The organism is Desulfosporosinus metallidurans (assembly GCF_001936615.1).
In the GTDB taxonomy this organism is placed as follows: Bacteria; Bacillota; Desulfitobacteriia; order Desulfitobacteriales; family Desulfitobacteriaceae; genus Desulfosporosinus; species Desulfosporosinus metallidurans.
In genome coordinates this window covers 25,100-43,491 of the sequence record NZ_MLBF01000006.1, presented here as the reverse complement: position 1 = coordinate 43,491, position 18,392 = coordinate 25,100, and the positions used below count along the sequence as shown (strand labels likewise).

Annotated in this window: 15 protein-coding genes and 1 riboswitch; of the genes, 10 read left to right on the top strand and 5 right to left on the bottom strand. The window is 41.2% G+C overall.

The window, feature by feature from the left end; translation table 11 throughout:
* Window positions 1–124 precede the first annotated feature (124 nt).
* Window positions 125–1,903 (top strand): CoA-disulfide reductase, encoded by a 1,779-nt coding sequence (locus tag DSOL_RS06000; protein ID WP_075363973.1) that lies wholly within the window; start codon window positions 125–127, stop codon window positions 1,901–1,903.
* Between the two features lie 139 nt (window positions 1,904–2,042).
* Here DSOL_RS06000 and DSOL_RS05995 read toward each other — a convergent pair whose 3' ends face one another.
* Complete coding sequence (locus tag DSOL_RS05995; protein ID WP_075363972.1) at window positions 2,043–3,614, bottom strand: N-acyl-D-amino-acid deacylase family protein; 1,572 nt, start codon at window positions 3,612–3,614, stop codon at window positions 2,043–2,045.
* Between the two features lie 226 nt (window positions 3,615–3,840).
* Window positions 3,841–3,924: riboswitch (cyclic di-GMP riboswitch) on the top strand.
* A 97-nt stretch (window positions 3,925–4,021) separates the two neighbouring features.
* On the opposite strand from DSOL_RS05995, the gene DSOL_RS05990 reads away from it, so the two are divergent.
* Window positions 4,022–5,791, top strand: a complete 1,770-nt coding sequence (locus tag DSOL_RS05990; protein ID WP_075363971.1) for a methyl-accepting chemotaxis protein — start codon at window positions 4,022–4,024, stop codon at window positions 5,789–5,791.
* A 142-nt stretch (window positions 5,792–5,933) separates the two neighbouring features.
* Here DSOL_RS05990 and chrA read toward each other — a convergent pair whose 3' ends face one another.
* The 3 genes from chrA to DSOL_RS05975 form a co-directional block, all read right to left on the bottom strand.
* On the bottom strand, window positions 5,934–7,196 hold the full coding sequence (gene chrA / locus DSOL_RS05985) for a chromate efflux transporter (protein ID WP_075363970.1): 1,263 nt from the start codon (window positions 7,194–7,196) through the stop codon (window positions 5,934–5,936).
* 97 nt (window positions 7,197–7,293) lie between these two features.
* Window positions 7,294–8,118 (bottom strand): extracellular solute-binding protein, encoded by an 825-nt coding sequence (locus DSOL_RS05980; RefSeq protein WP_075363969.1) that lies wholly within the window; start codon window positions 8,116–8,118, stop codon window positions 7,294–7,296.
* On the bottom strand, window positions 8,115–8,516 hold the full coding sequence (locus tag DSOL_RS05975; protein ID WP_075363968.1) for a PadR family transcriptional regulator: 402 nt from the start codon (window positions 8,514–8,516) through the stop codon (window positions 8,115–8,117). The genes DSOL_RS05980 and DSOL_RS05975 overlap by 4 nt, the downstream gene beginning before the upstream one ends.
* Before the next feature lie 252 nt (window positions 8,517–8,768).
* Between DSOL_RS05975 and DSOL_RS05970 the strand changes: the two genes are divergently transcribed.
* Together DSOL_RS05970 and DSOL_RS05965 are read left to right on the top strand one after the other, a co-directional pair.
* Window positions 8,769–9,674, top strand: coding sequence for an NAD(P)/FAD-dependent oxidoreductase (locus tag DSOL_RS05970; RefSeq protein WP_075363967.1), 906 nt, complete (start codon window positions 8,769–8,771; stop codon window positions 9,672–9,674).
* A 413-nt stretch (window positions 9,675–10,087) separates the two neighbouring features.
* Window positions 10,088–11,509: an MFS transporter gene (locus DSOL_RS05965; protein ID WP_075363966.1), complete on the top strand. Its 1,422-nt coding sequence runs from the start codon at window positions 10,088–10,090 to the stop codon at window positions 11,507–11,509.
* A 240-nt stretch (window positions 11,510–11,749) separates the two neighbouring features.
* On the opposite strand, the gene DSOL_RS28385 is transcribed toward DSOL_RS05965, so the two are convergent.
* Complete coding sequence (locus tag DSOL_RS28385; protein ID WP_207649607.1) at window positions 11,750–12,142, bottom strand: hypothetical protein; 393 nt, start codon at window positions 12,140–12,142, stop codon at window positions 11,750–11,752.
* A gap of 150 nt (window positions 12,143–12,292) precedes the next feature.
* Between DSOL_RS28385 and DSOL_RS05955 the strand changes: the two genes are divergently transcribed.
* The 6 genes from DSOL_RS05955 to DSOL_RS05935 all read left to right on the top strand — a co-directional run bounded on the left by DSOL_RS05955 (window position 12,293) and on the right by DSOL_RS05935 (window position 18,379).
* The gene (locus tag DSOL_RS05955) at window positions 12,293–13,378 is read left to right on the top strand and encodes a CotH kinase family protein (protein ID WP_075363965.1); all 1,086 of its coding nucleotides are present in this window, start codon (window positions 12,293–12,295) and stop codon (window positions 13,376–13,378) included.
* 13 nt (window positions 13,379–13,391) lie between these two features.
* Window positions 13,392–13,763 carry an SET domain-containing protein gene (locus tag DSOL_RS05950; protein ID WP_083642344.1) on the top strand — a complete coding sequence of 124 codons (372 nt, stop codon included), beginning with the start codon at window positions 13,392–13,394 and terminating at the stop codon, window positions 13,761–13,763.
* Between the two features lie 693 nt (window positions 13,764–14,456).
* Entirely contained in the window at window positions 14,457–14,627 is a 171-nt protein-coding gene (locus DSOL_RS27860; RefSeq protein WP_170871449.1) for a hypothetical protein, read from the top strand.
* A 14-nt stretch (window positions 14,628–14,641) separates the two neighbouring features.
* Window positions 14,642–16,111: an ArsB/NhaD family transporter gene (locus DSOL_RS05945; RefSeq protein WP_075363964.1), complete on the top strand. Its 1,470-nt coding sequence runs from the start codon at window positions 14,642–14,644 to the stop codon at window positions 16,109–16,111.
* Window positions 16,112–16,796: 685 nt separating this feature from the next.
* Complete coding sequence (locus tag DSOL_RS27855; protein WP_170871448.1) at window positions 16,797–16,967, top strand: hypothetical protein; 171 nt, start codon at window positions 16,797–16,799, stop codon at window positions 16,965–16,967.
* Window positions 16,937–18,379 (top strand): ArsB/NhaD family transporter, encoded by a 1,443-nt coding sequence (locus tag DSOL_RS05935; protein ID WP_075363962.1) that lies wholly within the window; start codon window positions 16,937–16,939, stop codon window positions 18,377–18,379. Before DSOL_RS27855 ends, DSOL_RS05935 begins: the two co-directional genes overlap by 31 nt.
* Window positions 18,380–18,392: the final 13 nt, after the last annotated feature.

Here is an 18,392-nt window from a genome sequence, read left to right as displayed (position 1 = left end):
TTTTGCAGTCTTATAAATGTCCTTTTTTTCACAAACATTATTAATTTCAACTGCAAACGAACTTTCCCGAGATGGCTTGGACCAAATATTACGGTTCAAATACGAAACTAGAGGAGGACAAGTTGTGAGTAAGAAGGTTTTAGTTGTAGGCGGTGTGGCTGGCGGTGCATCTGCAGCTGCAAGATTGAGAAGACTCGATGAAAGTGCTGAGATTATTATGTTTGAAAGGGACGAGTACATTTCCTTTGCCAATTGTGGGTTACCCTATTACATCGGGGAAACCATTAAGGAAAGGGAAAAGCTTTTAGTCCAAACCCCTGAAAGTATGAAGAATAGATTTAATATCGACGTCAGAGTGAACAGCGAAGTAATCAGTCTGGATACTCGTAAAAAGTTAGTGACGGTAAGAAGTAAAGACAGAGGCATGTATTTAGAAACGTATGACTACGTCGTTTTATCTCCAGGCGCAAGAGCGATCAAACCCTATATCGAAGGGATCAATAGTAAGAGAATATTGACCTTACGAAACATACCCGATACGGATAGTATTAAAGACTATGTCGATAACCAAGGGGTTAATAGTGCAGTCGTCATCGGGGGTGGCTTTGTCGGCGTAGAGATGGCTGAGAATTTAAAGCATCGAGGGGTAGACGTTACCTTAGTCGAAGCCGCACCCCATGTCCTGGCTCCCTTCGACACGGATATTGTGGCAGCCGTGGAAAAGGAGATTAGCGATAATGAGGTCCAGCTCATCTTAAATGATGGGGTTAAGTCCTTTAAGGATCTGGAAAACGGAGTTGAAATCACCCTCAATAGCGAGAAAAAATTGAAGGCTGATCTCGTGATCTTAGCAATTGGAGTGATTCCGGATACTGGGTTCCTTAAAGAGAGTGGAATTAAGTTGGGAGCGAAAGGGCATATTTTAGTCAACGAAAATATGGCCACTAATGCAGAAAATGTATATGCAGTCGGAGACGCGATTGAAGTCGTGGATTTTGTTAACAAACAAAATACAGCAGTTCCCCTAGCTGGTCCTGCCAATAAGCAAGGTCGAATTGCAGCGGACAATATTGCAGGTTTAAACACAACGTATAAAGGGACCCAGGGAACTTCAATTATCAAGGTGTTTGGCTTGACGGCGGCCAGTACAGGTAATAATGAGCGGACTTTGAAACGTCTAAACATCCCTTATAAAACGATCACTGTTCATCCGGCTGCCCATGCCTCCTACTATCCTGGAGCCTTGATGATGACCTTGAAGCTGATTTTCAGTGAAGAGGGCAAAATATTAGGAGCACAGGGGGTAGGCAGCGATGGGGTGGATAAGAGAATCGATGTTATCGCGACGGTTCTTCGCCTGGGTGGAACGGTCACGGATTTAACCGAGTTAGAGCTTTGCTATGCGCCGCCGTATTCTTCCGCTAAGGATCCAGTGAATATGGCAGGGTATGTCGCGGAAAATCTCTTAGCAGGCCGAGTGGATGTCATATCGACCGAGCAGCTCGTGTCTTATGATCGAGAAAACACGATCTTATTGGATGTGCGTACAGACATCGAATTCAATGCGGGTCACATCGAGGGGGCTCTCCATATTCCAGTGGACGGTCTCAGAGGACGACTTGGAGAACTTGATAAGGATAAAGAGATCTTGGAATATTGTCAGATTGGACTGAGAGGGTATGTCGCGTCTAGGATCTTAACCCAAAATGGATTCAGAGTAAAAAATCTTGACGGAGGTTTCAAATCCTGTCTCCTTTCGCCCGTCAAACCAGGGATAGCAAATCCTGTGGAGACATCAGGAGAGCAGCAGCTGATTGATCCGGAGACCCAAGTTATTAAAGGTTCAGAGAAAAAAGAGGTTAGTGATTATAAGAAAAGCCATCGTGATTGCGGGATGTGCTAAATATTAAAAGAGGATTATTCACCCCATTATAGGTGAATAATCCTCTTTTATATTTCAAAATATCTTGGATAACCAGGTTGGGAACAATCTCAAAGGAGTAAGCAATCTCGGCCCGCTCACCCTTTTTGTGAGCAAAATATTATAATTTGCGACCATTTCTCGATAATAATTGCCCTGCATTTATTTCTTTTAACGTTCCATCATCTAAGGCTACTTTGCCATTAACAATCGTATACTTAACCCCTCTTGCCATTGTTAATGGGTTTTTATAATCGATTTCCTCGTCGGAGGGGTAATAATAATTATCCATATCGATGATTGTTATATCGGCTGCTTTTCTTTTGGCGAGCATACCTCTATCACTCAATCGGAACTGCTGGGCGGGTAGGGAAGTTATCCTTCTAATAATTTCTTCTAATCTCATACCTTTTTGCCTGCATAAGTCGGAGAATATTGGAAATGCGCCTTTTCTAAATAATTCATACCAGGCAGAAGGGTCGTCTATTTCCCCAAATACCCTATCTGAACCAACCATGACTAGGGGATTCTTGACTATATTATCCTCATAAGGGGCTCCTGGAAAATCTCGTCTGATGAGTCCACCCTGACAGAAGGCCAGGTTAGGACTGTCATTTTCCAATAGATTGAGGATTAGTTCATCGACATCTATCCTTCGCTCGTAAGCAATTTCTTTTAAGGTCCGATTTTCCATGTGAGGATCATCCGTATTGATAACCAAAAGTTGGTCTTTGAATCGAATCTTTTTTAATAGTTTTCGTCTTCCCTCAGGAGTCTTGATGCTCTCTTGTGATACTATAAACTGAAATAATCTGTCCTTTCTCCTGTAGTGCCCGCTGCTTTTGGGGATAGTATCGACTGCAATTTCCACTCCCCTTTCCCGAGCAGCGAGTATTTCATCAAATGCTTCAGGACAATTCGGCGTCAGATGGGACACCTGTACTCTTATGCCTGCCGCTTCACCGATTCTTATGGCTTCCTTAACAGCTTCCAAGATTCCAATATAGTTTCTGATATGGGATGCATATATTCCATCATATTTTTGTGCTACCTTAGATAGTGTAATGATTTCATCGGTATCGGCATATTTGCTTGGACCATAGGTCAAGCCGGTTGATATCCCTAAGGCCCCATGTTCCATGCCCTCTTTAATTAGATAGCCTATTTTTTTTTCTTCTTCAACGGTTGGTTTTCTATTTTTCGTGTCTCCCATGACACTCCATCTTAAAGTGCCATGCCCTAAGAGAAATCCCATATTTAAGTTGGTACCTTTGTTTTTGATAACGTCGATATAGCCTGAGAAAGATGACCAGGCAGGCACGACTCGTTTATTTCGTTCTTTTGTCTCAACGGAAATAAGCCCTTTTTTAGCCATATATTCATAGATGTTATCTGAAGAATAGGGCGTTATGGAATGTCCACAGTTCCCATTAACCGTTGTGGTAACCCCTTGTCGCAGAAATTCCTCAAACTTACCACTCGTTAAAACTGTAAGTTCTTCATGTACATGGGGGTCAATAAAGCCTGGACATACCGTTAATCCGAAGGCATCAATAACTCTCTCCGCTTCGCATTCGATTTTGGTAGCTATTGCAATAATCTTCCCTTCGCTTACAGCCAGATCGCCATAGAAACCCGGGTTTCCAGTGCCATCGATGATGAAACCATTTTTTATTAAAAGATCACAATTCATGAATTTCTCCACCTTGTAAAGATCTCCTTACTACATTAACACATTCTTGATTAACTCAGGAATGTCCTTCTCGCAGCGATGAAAGCGTATGAAAAAAATATTTTAAGGTTGCCTCTGACATGTTAAGTCTTGACTAAGACTCAAAGAAAGATTAAAATAAATAAATTGGCTTCTACCATTAATAATTAAAATACAATTTATTACATATTTGTATCTTGCATAGGGCTATTGAGAAAGGCAAACTCGGTGAAAGCCGGGGACGCAAAGCTACGGGTCTTCCACTTAGGGTGATGATAGCCGAGCTACCAATTAAGGACTCTGTCGCCATGTCATTTACGTGGCGATTTTGTTTTTAGTTTTAATTATATTGACTTTAAATCTATAGTATTTTGAAAAGGAGATGGAATATGACTAAAATAAAATATCGAATTATTCTTTTGTTATTGACTACGGCTTTCATTATGGGTTCAATTCTTGGTGGGTATAATATTTATAATGTAATCGTGACCGAACAAACTAACATAACTCAATATCGTAATACTTTATACGAACAATTTGATCGGACAATTAAATTAGAGGTACAAACCGCTTATAGTTTAGTTCAAGATACTTATAATAGGCAGCAAAAAGGAGAATTATCTCCAGAAGAAGCAAAAATTAAAGCTGCTGATTTAGTTAGAAATTTACGGTATGATACGGATAATTACTTCTGGATAGATACGACCGCTGGAATAAATGTTGTTCTTTTAGGGAGAGAGGCTTCTGAAGGTAAGTCGCGCTATGACAGCAAGGACAGTAAAGGTAAACTTTTTATTCAGGAAATGATTACTAAGGGAACTCAAGCAGGTGGTGGGTATACAGACTATTCATTTGCTAAGCCGAATCAAACCGAAGCGTTACCCAAAAGAGGTTATACAGTGTTGTTTCAACCTTATAATTGGGTGATCGGGACAGGAAATTGGGTTGATGATATAGATAAACTTGTTTTAGCGAAACAACTGGATTATCAACAAAAGACTCGGAGAAGTGTAATCTATACTATCCTATCCATCCTAGTAGCTTTTGGAGTTTCTCTTGTGTTGGGCATTATTTTGAGCAATAAAATATCAAAACAGATTGTAGCTGTGGCAGAAAATGCAGAAGAAATAGCTAAGGGTAATCTGAAAATCAGAGAATTCGAGAATAATTCAAAAGATGAAATAGGTCAACTTGATAGAGCTTTCAAAACTATGACGGATAACCTAATACACCTTATTCAACAAGTGTCATTATCCTCGACGCAAGTTGCGGCATCATCTCAACAATTGAGCTCTGGAGCAGAACAATCCGCTCAAGCTTCTCAACAGGTAGCCATGGCTATAATGGAAGTCGCAGTAGGTGCAGAAAAACAACTTAATGCAGTGAATGAAACGTCTGCGATTGTGCAGCAAATGTCAGCGGGGATCCAACATATGTTGGAAAACGCCAAAGTAGCAGTCCAATCCTCTGAAAATACGGCTTCTTCAGCAGCTGAGGGAAGTCAGATGATCAATAAAACCATTCAGCAAATGATTAATATTGAAAAAACAGTGACGGGATCGGCAGAAGTGGTTTTGAATTTGGGGGAGCGTTCTAAAGAAATTGGACAGATCGTAGATACCATATCGGGTATTGCTGCACAAACAAATCTTCTCGCTTTAAATGCTGCGATTGAGGCTGCGCGAGCAGGTGAACAAGGAAGAGGATTCGCTGTTGTAGCGGATGAGGTCCGTAAATTAGCAGAACAATCACAGGAAGCTTCACAACAAATTGCTTTATTGATTAGTGAAATTCAACAAGACACACATAAGGCAGTATTATCAATGAATGAGGGAACGCATCAAGTTAAACTGGGGACAGAGGTCGCTGAGATTGCTGGCCAGGCATTTGATGAAATTGCATCATTAGTTAATCACGTTTCGTCTCAGGTTGGGGAAATCTCTGATGAGATTGAACAAATGGCGCTGGGTAGCGAAAGAATAGTTTCTTCAGTGACTGATATCTTTGAGACTAGTCGAGATATTACAGGACAGACACAAACTGTATCTGCTGCAACGGAGGAACAATCAGCATCTGTTGAAGAAATCGCGTCTTCAAGTCAGGTTTTAGCAAAAATGGCCGATGAATTGCAAGACTCCTTAAAGAAATTTACTATATAAGTGTTTGTTACTAAAAAGCACCCTAAAAACGACTCTGTTAGATTGTCGACAGGAGAACGGAAATTGCTTCTTAATGCAATTTCCGTTCTCATTTCTGCAACTGAGATACTTAAGAATACTGGATGCAACTTACGGACTGAATCTAGAAAATAACCAACGAGATCAACGCTCCACCGATTATGATCCAGAGCGTATCGATCTTGGTAAAACGCTGTACCCCAAATGCTGCTATAGCCATTCCATAGGTCGGCAAATCGACTAACGAGCTACCCGTCAATTTAATAACAACTGCCCAGAGTGTCCCGATGAATGCGGCTACAACTCCAGTGATAACCATTTTGAATTTATCTACTTTGCGTGCACGATTGTAGAGGTCTGAGATAATATTCACAAAGGCAAAGGCCGGTAAATACATATTGGCCATAGCCAGTGCTGCTCCAAATAGGCCTGCTACTTTATAGCCTATAAAGGCAGAGATAACAGTGACTGGACCGGGGGTTAGTAAGCTCAAGGCTAGGGCTACCCCAAATTCCTTATCTGTAACAAAGTGATATTGATTAACCATGGTATCTTGGATAAATGGCAGCATTGCGTAGCCACTCCCGAAGGTTAGCCCGCCGATGCCGAATAATGTGGTTCCCAGTTGACGATAGGTTGGATTGCTAGAATTGATCACAAAATTGAGGATCAGGAGGACTGCCAGCATCATTAACATAGCCACGTACTTTTTCTTGCTGAACTCAAACTTAATGGCAGAAACTGCCCTGGGGGAGGACTTTTTGGCGAGCCAAAACTTTTTATCCATTATGGCTTTCCATCCAGTAACTTTATAAGTTAGGAAGGTTGAGACGAGGCTTACTACTCCCGCGACTAAAAGAAGAGACATAATATTGACCTTCATAAAATACACCATCACAAATCCGACAACAGCCAGGATTGTCAGCTGAGGGGAGTTTACTCCTTTTTTCCAGAGATCAAGGATGGTGTTTAAGACCAGGCCTACGACTAAAGCGCCTACTCCTTTAAACAACGAGGATACTAAAGGTACGTCGTTATAGTTTAGATAGAGGTGGGCGAGAACGACCATTAATAGAAAACAGGGAATCACAAAAAAGATACTAGCCACTAAGGCACCCGGAAATCCTCTCAGGAAATATCCAATGTAAGTGTTTAGGTTGACGGTAGGTGCACCGGGTAAGAGTTGTGAAAGAGCTAAGCCGTTCAAATATTCCTCATCGGTCAGCCAGTTTTTCTTATCCACTAAGGCCTTTTTTGCTTCCCCAAGCGCTGCTAAACTATAAGATACAAACCCGATGTGCAAAAACGTTTTAGCAATTTCCAAGAGACTCACCAACCTGGGTTGTTCCAACGACTGGTTAAGCTTACGTTCCGTCTTGTTTTCCATGATTTAGCCCCCTAACTCACTTCTTAGTCTAGGGTTTTTCCTGGCTCAACGGTTGTCGGTCAAACTTGGAGATTTCATAGGGATTTTTTCGAGTTGATTAGCAGGGAATTAGACCACATTCTTCTAGAATCAAAGAGCCTTCTGAACCAGTCAAAAGATCGACGAACGATTGAGCTAGTTCGGGATAGGGGCAATTCTTGGATAAACCAATCGCAAATTCTATAGGTTTACCATGAATGATGACGGTATTTCCGGGGAGTTTGCTTTCTAAGGAGACCGCAGCCTGGTCATAAAAATCGGCGAAAGCAGGGTTAGAGAGGTTAATTTTGGAAGGTAGGATGATATGGGGAAGCCCTAATTGTGTAGCCTCAGAGGAATAGAGAAAAGCATAATCAACCTTACCTTGAAATAAAGCATTGGCAAGATCTAATGATTTAGGGTAAGTAGAGTAAGGAATACAGGCGGTTTCCATCTTAGAGTAGAGACCCGGTATGTTATAGAGCTTTTCAGCCAATTGCCAAACCATAAGGGCTCGATAGCCGCAGGGATCAAGATGATGGTCGGATCGGGCAAAGCGAACTTGGGGCTTAAGTAACAGCTCGATCCAATTGTCGGGATTAATCTCCTGACTTCCACTTGAAAAGCGATCATAGCCAATGACCATTTGATCAGCAGCAAAGGCAAAGTAGTTTTCTACTAGATCGGGCACTAAGAACTCCGCAAAGAGGGCTTGGTCAGCTAGAGCAATGATGTCATAGTGGTCCCCCGATAATAAGCGTTTGGCACCCTCCCGTGAACCAACCCCTTTTATCTCTAATTTTAGACCTGAGTTTTGCTTTAAAAAGTGTTCAAGGCAAGTTTCAACGACACGCTGTAAGGCGCCAGCATGGATAATTTTGAGAGTCTTGTTTGAGCCGTTCATGGTTTGTTCACCCCATCTTTCCTCTTGGACGAAGATTCTTCGTATTCACAATAGGCTTGCAAAAAGTTCTCTAACTTTGTCTTTTGTTGAACAATGTATTGAAACCATAATTTTAGAGACTCGTCTCCTTGAGGGGTTAATTTGTATTGTCTCCTTCCTGGGCCAGATTCACCGACTTCCCAATGAGATCTGATTAAACCATCCTTATCCATGCGCCTTAGATTTCTATAAACGGTTGCAGCATCTGCTTCAGCGCTCTTAAAATCGGCCTCATTAAGGCGTTGAATCAGTTCATATCCATGAGAAGGTCTTTGTCCTAAGAGGAGAAGTAATTCCGCTTGGATAGAACGCTCAACGGGAATGGTGAGTTCGAATTTACGGATCATATCTTCGTTCATAGTTTACACCTCAACTACTATCATTGTGCATATAGGATCTTGTTGTATATATTCTACAGCTAGCAATAATATCCGTCAACTTGTGAATAGGAAATATTGCCAACTTTCGTGCTTTTAAATTTAGTGTTAATACTAACAGTAATATAACCATGAAAGGCAGACACTGCTCTGTTTATTGATTAGTATTTTGGCGTTAATTAGGGGAACACTTATTAAGGAAATGGAATTTATACTTGAGGAGGGTTACCAATAATGTCAGAGGATTTTCAGACTCTAAAGAATCATTATGAACTTGCGATTGTTGGATGTGGACCGGCAGGAATGGCCGCGGCACTTAACGCAAAAATTCGGAAACGCGATTTCATCTTAATGGGTACAGAATTTTGTAGTCCCAAGCTCTCTAAGGCTCCACAAATTGACAATTGGCTTGGATTCCCGGAAATTGGTGGGGAAGAATTGCGTCAACGGTTCTTAGAGCATTTAAAGAAAAGTGAGATACACATCGTATCTTTCAGAGTAAACAACATTTACCCTGGGCCGCCCTTTACACTCGTGGGCAAGGATCAATCCTTAGAAGCGGATGCAATTATTATTGCCACCGGCGTATCGGTCAATAAATTATTTCCAGGGGAGACCAAATTACTAGGTAAGGGAGTAGGGTATTGTGCCACATGTGACGGACCCTTATATAAAAATAAAAACGTGGCGATCGTTTCTTATAATCAGGAAGGTGAAGATGAAGCCAATTTTATGGCGGATATCTGTGCCAAAGTTTATTACATTCCCTATTACAGCGATGTATTGCGACTTGACCCACGAATTGAAGTTAAGAAGAGCAAGGTTATTGGAATTGTAGGAACCCAAAACGTAGAACAACTTGACCTTGGGGGGGAACAATTGCGGGTCAATGGAGTATTTATCATTAGAGAAACTCTACCAGCTGAGCAGCTCGTTTCCGGCTTGGAAATGGATGACGGAGCAATCAAGGTTAATCATAAACTGGAGACAAGTCTGTCCGGTTTATTTGCAGCTGGAGATTGTACAGGGCAACCCTATCAATTAATTAAAGCTGCAGGAGAAGGTGGAACTGCTGCTCTGCAGGCTGTGAAATACTTAGATAACTTAAAATCACCGAATTCTAAAGTGCCCATTCTCTGAAGATGGTTATTATGTGGTTTTTACAACAAATTCTTATATGCTTTAGAAGCAATACCCCTAGTTACAAAGGTATCAAGAGGTATTGCTTTTCTTTATATAGTAATTTTTGAGTAGAAAATATAAGTTTATGAGTACCCCTTTACTTGCAAAATTGGTATTATAGTAGCAAGCATGAAAGAGAATTCTAGAGGCGTAGTAAAAGAACGCACAATTCCCATGATGATGCGCAAATTGATCGTAGGGTAAGATCTACATAATACTGTATAGACAGACGTGAAGATGAAAGGTATAAAGCAAGCACCTAGACATATCTTTTAGAAATGGCATTTCGAACGAGTTTCAATTCATTTCGTTAGAGATCTAAGAGTCAAGCATAGACCTTGTTTTCAACAGTTGGGGGACGGAGGAAAAAAATGAAAGAGAATTCATTAAGATCAGTATTAATCGTCGTCATGATTACCTCATTTATAACACCGTTTACAGGCAATGCCATTAATATTGCTATTCCAGCGATAGCAGGTGAATTTCATAGTACGCCAGTGATGCTAAACATGGTTGTAGCCAGTTACATTATCGCTTCAGCGGCCTTTTTACTCCCGTTCGGTCGACTGGGAGATATTGTAGGAAGAAGAAAAGTTTTTGTCATCGGCATGGTCCTATTTACCATAACATCGTTCCTTTGTGCGATAGCCTTTTCTCTGCAATCGTTGATTCTCTTTAGGGTTTTGCAGGGCGTGGCTAGTTCGATGATCTTCGGTACGTCAATGGCCATCTTAATTTCATTTGTTCCTCCCCACGAGAGGGGTAAGGCCATTGGTTTGACGGTTTCCACGACGTATCTTGGCCTTTCTCTAGGGCCTGTACTGGGCGGGTTCATGACAGCATATTTAAGCTGGAGGGTCATTTTCTACTTTAATAGTCTTATCGGCTTATTTGTAGCGGTTTTCACGTTGCTAAAGGTCCCGAGAGACTCGAGTGCAGCACAAGAAGAGACGTTTGATTTAATAGGCAGTGTGCTTTGCGTAACAGGAATTGTTTCAATTCTATATGGAGTATCCTCTATTTCTTCCGTTTTCTTGGCAAGATATATATTGCTTGCAGGCCTTGTGTTATTTATAGTGTTTATACGTTATGAAATGAGCCTTAAATTCCCGTTAATTAAAATCGAGATGTTTACTCGCAACATACCCTTTGCCTTTTCCAATTTAGCGGCTCTCATCAATTATGCTGCCACGTTTGCGTCAACGTTCATGATGTCGCTCTATTTACAGACCGTCATGGGGTTTAGCCCTGAAAAAGCAGGTATCATTCTATTGGCTCAACCTATAGTGATGGCGATCTTATCCCCTTATGCCGGGAGACTTTCGGATCGGAAGCAACCACGCATGGTTGCATCATGGGGCATGGGCATTACGACTATTGGATTATTCTTCTTTATCTTTTTAAGTGAACGCACTTCAGTTGGGCTGGTTGTCGCTAATTTAATGTTGATAGGCCTTGGGTTTGCTTTGTTTTCATCCCCGAATACCAAAGCCGTGATGAGTTCAGTCAGTAAGAGCTTTTACGGGGTCGCTTCATCAACGCTGGGTACGATGAGGCTTGTTGGGCAGGCGATAAGTATGACCATAGTCACTTTAATCACCTCACTTTTTATGAGAGCTTCAACTATCGGATCCGTCGATTATGTTACACAGTACCTCAAAAGTTCAAAGGCTGCTTTTGTGGTGTTCACCCTTATTTGTTGTGCTGGGATCTTAGCTTCACTGGCACGAGGAAGTATTGAATCTCCGGAGGACGATTCGGAAAAGTCTAAGTCTACAACGATGTCCTCATAAGAATCATCGCGCTCATTGATATAATGAGAAAGGCCTAGGTATATACACCTAGGCCAAATTAATTACCATACGTTATTAACGTTATAACTCGTTTTAGCTCTATAAACAGAGATACCCCAATATCGGAACTTTTTTAAGTGTCCGATATTGGGGGTATAGTTCAGTTAATCGCTGGCTTTTTCATGCACAAAAATTGGGAAAATCCTTAATACGCACCAGTACCCGTACATTTACCGCCTTTTACCTGTGCCTTTTACCCGTGCCTTTACCTGTGCCTTTACCTGTGCCTTTACCCGTGCCTTTACCTGTGCCTTTACCCGTGCCTTTACCTGTGCCTTTACCCGTGCCTTTACCTGTGCCTTTACCCGTGCCTTTACCTGTGCCTTTACCCGTGCCTTTACCTGTACCTTTACCAGTGCCAGTACCAGTACCAGTGCCAGTGCCAGTGCCAGTACCAGTGCCAGTGCCTGTACCCGTACCCGTACCTTTACCTGTGCCAGTACCTGTACCGGTACCACCAGTACCTTTCCTTTTTCTTTTGCCTTGTGCTACTGGGTTTCGAAATAAGAACTTATCAAGTCCCGATTTCTTTAGTTGTTCTACTAACTCGCATATTTGAGCTTGTTGCATCATTAGAACCACCTTTCAACATAGATTCCATTTAGGTATTGTATTTTATGAAAATATATTTGAGCTTGTTCCAAGTTTCTATTGATTTTTTTTATCAAGTGCATCTTCTTTCTCATATGATAATATGGAAAGAACAGGTGAGGGGATAATGTTATGCACCATGATGCTCTTCCTACATTCATTATTATTATTGAGCCTACCCACCTTAAAGAATTACAAAGTAACGTATGGAACGAGGAACCTTTTCCTTCCAAACTGGTAGTAGACAACATTCCTTACGAAGTAGGTATCACTTATCGTGGAGATCACATACGCAAATTCCGCAAAAAATCGTACAGAATCGATTTTGGCGCATACAATAGGGACTTTGAAGGGCGCGAAATTCACCTTAATGCTGAATTTCGCGATCCCTCATTAATTCGAAACAAGCTATCTTTTGATTTTTTTCAAACCATTGGGAGTATTTCACCTGATTGCAAGCATGTTTTCATAGAGCTTAATGGAAAGCCTATGGGTGTTTATTTACAGCTTGAATCAGTCGACGATTTGTTTTTACAGAAAAGACAGCTGCCGTATGGTCCTATCTTTTATGCAACGAACTACCATGCTAATTTTTCATTATTAACCCCAAGGTATAATCCGAAACCTTCCTTTCTATCCGGATATGTGCAAAAAATCGGGAATGATGACGATAACCGTGATTTAGAAATGCTCATATATAAAGTGAATACGATTCCACGTAGCGATTTTGGTGAAGAAATTGCAAGGTGCGTGGATATCGAAAAATATTTATTGTGGCTATGTGGTGTAGTTTGTACGCAGAACTATGATGGTTTCATTCACAATTATGCCATGTATCAAAATGGGGAAACGAAATTGTACCAGATGATTCCCTGGGATTACGATGCAACATGGGGCAGGGATTGGAATGGACAAATTATGGAATACAATTATGTTCCCATTGAAGGCTATAATACACTCACTGCTCGTCTTCTTGATGTAAAGGATATCCGCAATCAATACCGTCTTCTCTTAGAAGAAATTTTGGAAACCTCGTTCACAGTTGCGGCTTTAGAACCAAGAATTACAAATCTCTACAAGCAATTGCGTCCCTATTTATCGTTAGATCCTTATAAAAAGAAGTCCATCAATATGTTTGATAGCGAACCGGATTTTATCCTTCGTTTCATTTCGGATCGAAATATCTATCTGCGGAGGCATCTTAAGGATTTAATATGAAGGGGGTAGTACGTTGCGACCGATTATTATGAAAAATACGGAGAAATATGGTCGAGGAATATTTGCGAACCGTAATATTAAGAAGGGCGAATTTATTGAGGAAGCACCTGTAATAGTTATATCTAAAACAGAATGGAAGCTGATGAAGAAGAGCGTTCTTTCAAACTACGTCTTCCGTTGGGGAGAGGATAAAGCTCTCGCTTTGGGATATGGCTCATTATACAATCACTCCTACACTCCTAATGCGAGGTATCTTACGAATATTGAAAAGCAATCGATTGACTTCTATGCAAGGGAAGATATTCAGGAGAAAGAAGAAATTACCGTTAATTATAATGGCGACCCTAAGGATCAATCTCCAGTATGGTTTGAAGTCATCGAGTGAAATGCTTATATCTTGCTCTGGGATAAATTCTCAGGGCATTTGTATTCATTCGGTTCAGCACTTTAGCCTCTACTACGGTCAAACCATTGATTTTACTTTTTACAACAGTTACTTTCTGGGCAAATCATCTCACAGAGTGCCTTTTCTGCTGTTGCAACCAGCTGATCCAAGTCTATTTTGACACGGCAACCGAACGTTTTCATGTCCATTGGATGTTCATGCATGTTATTGTAAGTCTGGCAACATTCGTCAAGCATGAGTTCTATTTAGGCTTATCCTCACAGCATCTTGTCAATGCGGCAAATGCTGAAGGAAATGAGAATGGCTGCCGAGATAGAGCATATAGGAAAATTAACGTTATTTTCAATAACGCCCTTTCGGGCGTTTTTATTATGTTTAAGGTCTCTAATGTAATTTTGTAATAAGTTTGGATATCCCCCACATAACAAAGCTTCAAAAATTTCATACCATCTTCTGGCCTAAGTTCTTAGGACTCAATACCAAATAGTTACATATTACCAGATTTATGCATACTGTGTATTATCTCTAGAGGAAATGCAAATGGCATTCGGTTGTGTAGAAGGAACTGCTTGCGGTTGTGAAACAGGAACCCGTTTGGGAGAAGAAATAGTGATTAATGCTGTAATTATTTGAATAACACATCGGGTTCATTAGGAATATGGGGGTGAAATTATGTTTATTTTAGTTATCATTGCGTTAGCCGGAATCTCATTGTATTTTCTTCTGAAGCCACCTACAGATTTTCAAAACGAACAGGCGTTAAGATACAAATCTATTTCTGAACCTGAATTAGCAGTAACGAAAAAACAGAGTATGCCAAGAGGATTCGGAAAGGTCTTTTGAGAGGAGACAAAAACATGCCAGGTTTAGCCATGGTTTCCATCACGATCATCGCCTTCATGCTTACAATAATTCTGATTCTCTGGCGCCCAAACGGGCTAAATGAAGCGATACCCGCTACCGCCGGGGCTATTTTGGTCGTTCTAAGCGGAAGTGTCTCCGTGGCAGATTTGGGAAAAATCGGCGCTACGATAAGCAGTGCCGCCATAACCATTATAGCAACGATCGTGATGGCTAATGTCTTGGGAAGCTTCGGGTTCTTTTATTGGGCTGCGGAAGGATTAGCTTCGAGGGCAAAGGGTTCAGGTATCCGTCTTTTTTGGTACGTGAATTTAATTTGCTTTCTGATGACCCTCTTCTTCAACAACGACGGGAGTATATTAATCACGACACCCATTCTGCTCATCTTACTAGATCAACTTAGGCTGAAAAATCACGATAAGATTCCCTATCTAATCTCAGGTGCATTAATCGCAACAGCCTCAAGCGCTCCTATCGGAGTCAGCAATATTGTCAACCTGATTGCTTTAAAAATTGTAGGAATGACTCTATATATGCATACTGCCATGATGTTCGTACCGGCCACACTCGGATTGTTATTTCTTTTATTCCTTTTGTTTTTATGTTTCTATCGACGCCTGCCTCGTAAACTACCATTAATGAAAATACGATTCGACGAGATTTATATGGATGATGGTCCTCCACCTGGTCATCGCCCCGGTCATCGTCCTGGTCGTCCACCTGGTCATCGCCCTGGTCATCCACCTGGTCGGCTCCCTGGTCATCCCCCGGGCCATCACTCAGACCATCACCCGGCAACTCAAGTTCCTCCCATTAAGAACCGAAACAAATTCATGCGGAATATTCTTCTCTTCGTTTTTTTCGTAAGAATGAGCCTTTTTGTCGCTTCTTATTTGGGCGTTCCCATTGAGTTGGTTGCAGTATTAGGTTCCTTACTGTTGCTCGGCTGGCGGTGGGTATTTTTTAATATATCTCCTTCAGATTTATTGAAGAAAACACCTTGGCACATCTTTGTATTTGCGTTCAGCATGTATGTCATCATTTATGGATTAAACAACATCGGTTTAACGAGTTGGCTGATACGTTTATTAAAACCTTTGGTTTTAGGCGATTTGCACAACGCCAGCTTAATGATGGGGGCGCTTATATCGCTTATGTCTATCTTCTTTAACAATCATCCGGCCTTATTGATAGGAACACTCACGTTATCGAATATGCAGTTGGACCCACTCACGCTGAAAATAGCTTATTTAGCTAGTGTGATCGGAAGTGACGTAGGTTCTTTGTTATTGCCGATCGGGACTCTGGCTTCTTTGATATGGATGCATATCCTAAAGGAGCACAATGTAAAGGTAAGCTGGAAAGATTATGTTAAAATTACGATCATTGCCATACCCCCGACTGTTTTATTTACCTTAATAATTTTGCCTTATTGGGTGGAATGGATTTATAAAATAGCATTTTAAGAAGGTGGTATTACAATCTTTTGTTTAACACAAAGCCTACAACTCACATAAGATAAAAAAATTTAGCTGATTGTAAGGCAATTAGACATGGGCAATCAGAACAACTTCATATTCGAAAGTTCGTACGGTAATCCAGGACGGTCGAATATTCTTAGAAAACTCGTCAGAAAAGTGGGATGTTATCATTATTGATATCCCTGAATCAACTGGTTCGTACCGGAGATTCTGTATTGCATCAACTAAGCCTATTAGCAAAAGCGATGTTCGAATTAAGGTTTCAACCCGTTATTTGAGCAAGGAGCGATTAAACGATATGTTGCACATTCCCTATTATCTATTAGGCGACTGGGATAGTAAAAATATACAAACTGATCACAATAACCTTCTAGTGGCTGTTGTGGAAGAAACCTGGGAAGGCTAGTCTTGACTTGAGAAGTCTGCTGCAAAGGACTATTAAAATGGCGTTTAACAATACGAAAAGGGAGTAGGTCCTATTGAACTACTCCCTTTTCATGCGTGCACCAAGCTGAACGTTAGCGGGTGGACGTACAAAATGCTCAGACCTAATGATCCGAGATGCACCGAGTTGTCCCTAAATACATATTATAATGTAGAAAAATCTAAGTTGAACGAAAGCAAAACAAAAAGAAATTACTTGAAATTCTTCGGAAAAGGAGGAAAAAATATGTTCATGGGTTCTTTAATGATCATTAGCGGTTGCTTCTTATATTGGCTGTTGAAACCTCCGGTTCCCCATAATTCCGTCTTGGAAGAGGAAATTGCAGTTCCAAGGGATCCTTCCCTAAACGTTGAGGGCGTGGCTGGATGTTTGATTTCACAACCCTATTCACGTTAACTATTTTTATCCTAATGGTTTTGTTTCTCCTTTGGAAGCCTCATGGCGTTAATGAATCCATCCCCCCTTCTATTTGTGCTATATTCATTTTCCTCGCCGGAATCGTTCCTTTGAGTGATATATTCAAAATACTAGGGATTGTAAGCGGGGCTTCAATTACTATACTGTCTACTTGCGTGATGTCCATTGTCCTTGACAGTATCGGTTTTTTTCGCTTGGCTGCCATTAACCTAGTGAACCGAGCCAACGGTTCAGGCGTTTTGCTCTACTGGTATATTAATCTGCTTTGTTTCCTCATGACCCTGTTTTTCAACAATGACGGAAGCATCCTCATCGCCACCCCAATTATCATTAATATCGTCACCATTTTAAAACTTAAAGAAAATCAACAATTCCCTTATCTTTTTTCCGGGGCAATGATATCTATCGCCTCTAGTGCGCCAATTGCTGTAAGTAATCTCGCCAACCTGATCGCCCTTAAAATTGTCGGGATGGATTTGAATGCGTATGTGGCTATGATGATTGTTCCCTCGATGGTGGGTATCACCACTATTTCATTGCTCCTGTTTTATTACTTTCGTCAGGATATTCCGAAAAGAATCATGGTTCTTCCGGCTTCCAATATTGACGAAAAATACTCCGACTCCCCCTCATCCATCCCTCGTCATTCATTAGAGGACAAAGCTCATCTTCGTCATCTTCACCTAATAGAGGACAAAGCTCACCCTCGTCATCTTCACCTAATTGCGGACAACGCTATTCATTCACCTGTTATCGACATGTCTATGTTCAAGGTTTGCATCGCTATTGTCGTTCTGATTAGAGGCGGTCTGTTTTTAGGCGCGAGCTTGGGTATCCCTATCGAATGGATCGGCGTCTTCGGTGCCCTATTGCTCATTGGGTATAGATGGTACCGGAAAGGAGTAGGACCGCACGATATTGTAAAAAAAACGCCTTGGCATTTCATTTTATTCGCCTTTAGTATCTATGTTGTCGTTTTCGTCCTTTACAATAGCGGTTTAACCGGAGTGCTTGTCAAACTTCTTCGAGGACCTATATCAGCTAACCATTTGAGCGCTTGTTTGATCAGTGGCGGTTTGCTTACGGTGATGTCTAATTTATTCAATAATATTCCATCGACCATGATTGGGGCCTTCACCCTTACAGGAATGGGGCTGGATATACAAACGTTGCATATCGCCTATTTGGCAAACATTCTAGGGGCGGATATCGGCTCATTGATTACCCCGATGGGAACCCTGGCATCACTCATTTGGATGTTCCAGCTAAAGAAAAACGGGATTAGGATCAGTTGGGCAGATAGTTTGAAAGTAACCATTATGGTAATTCCCATAGGGCTAATCATTAGTTTACTAAGCCTTTATTTTTGGGTAGAGTGGCTATTCTTCTAATGCGAATGTCTAA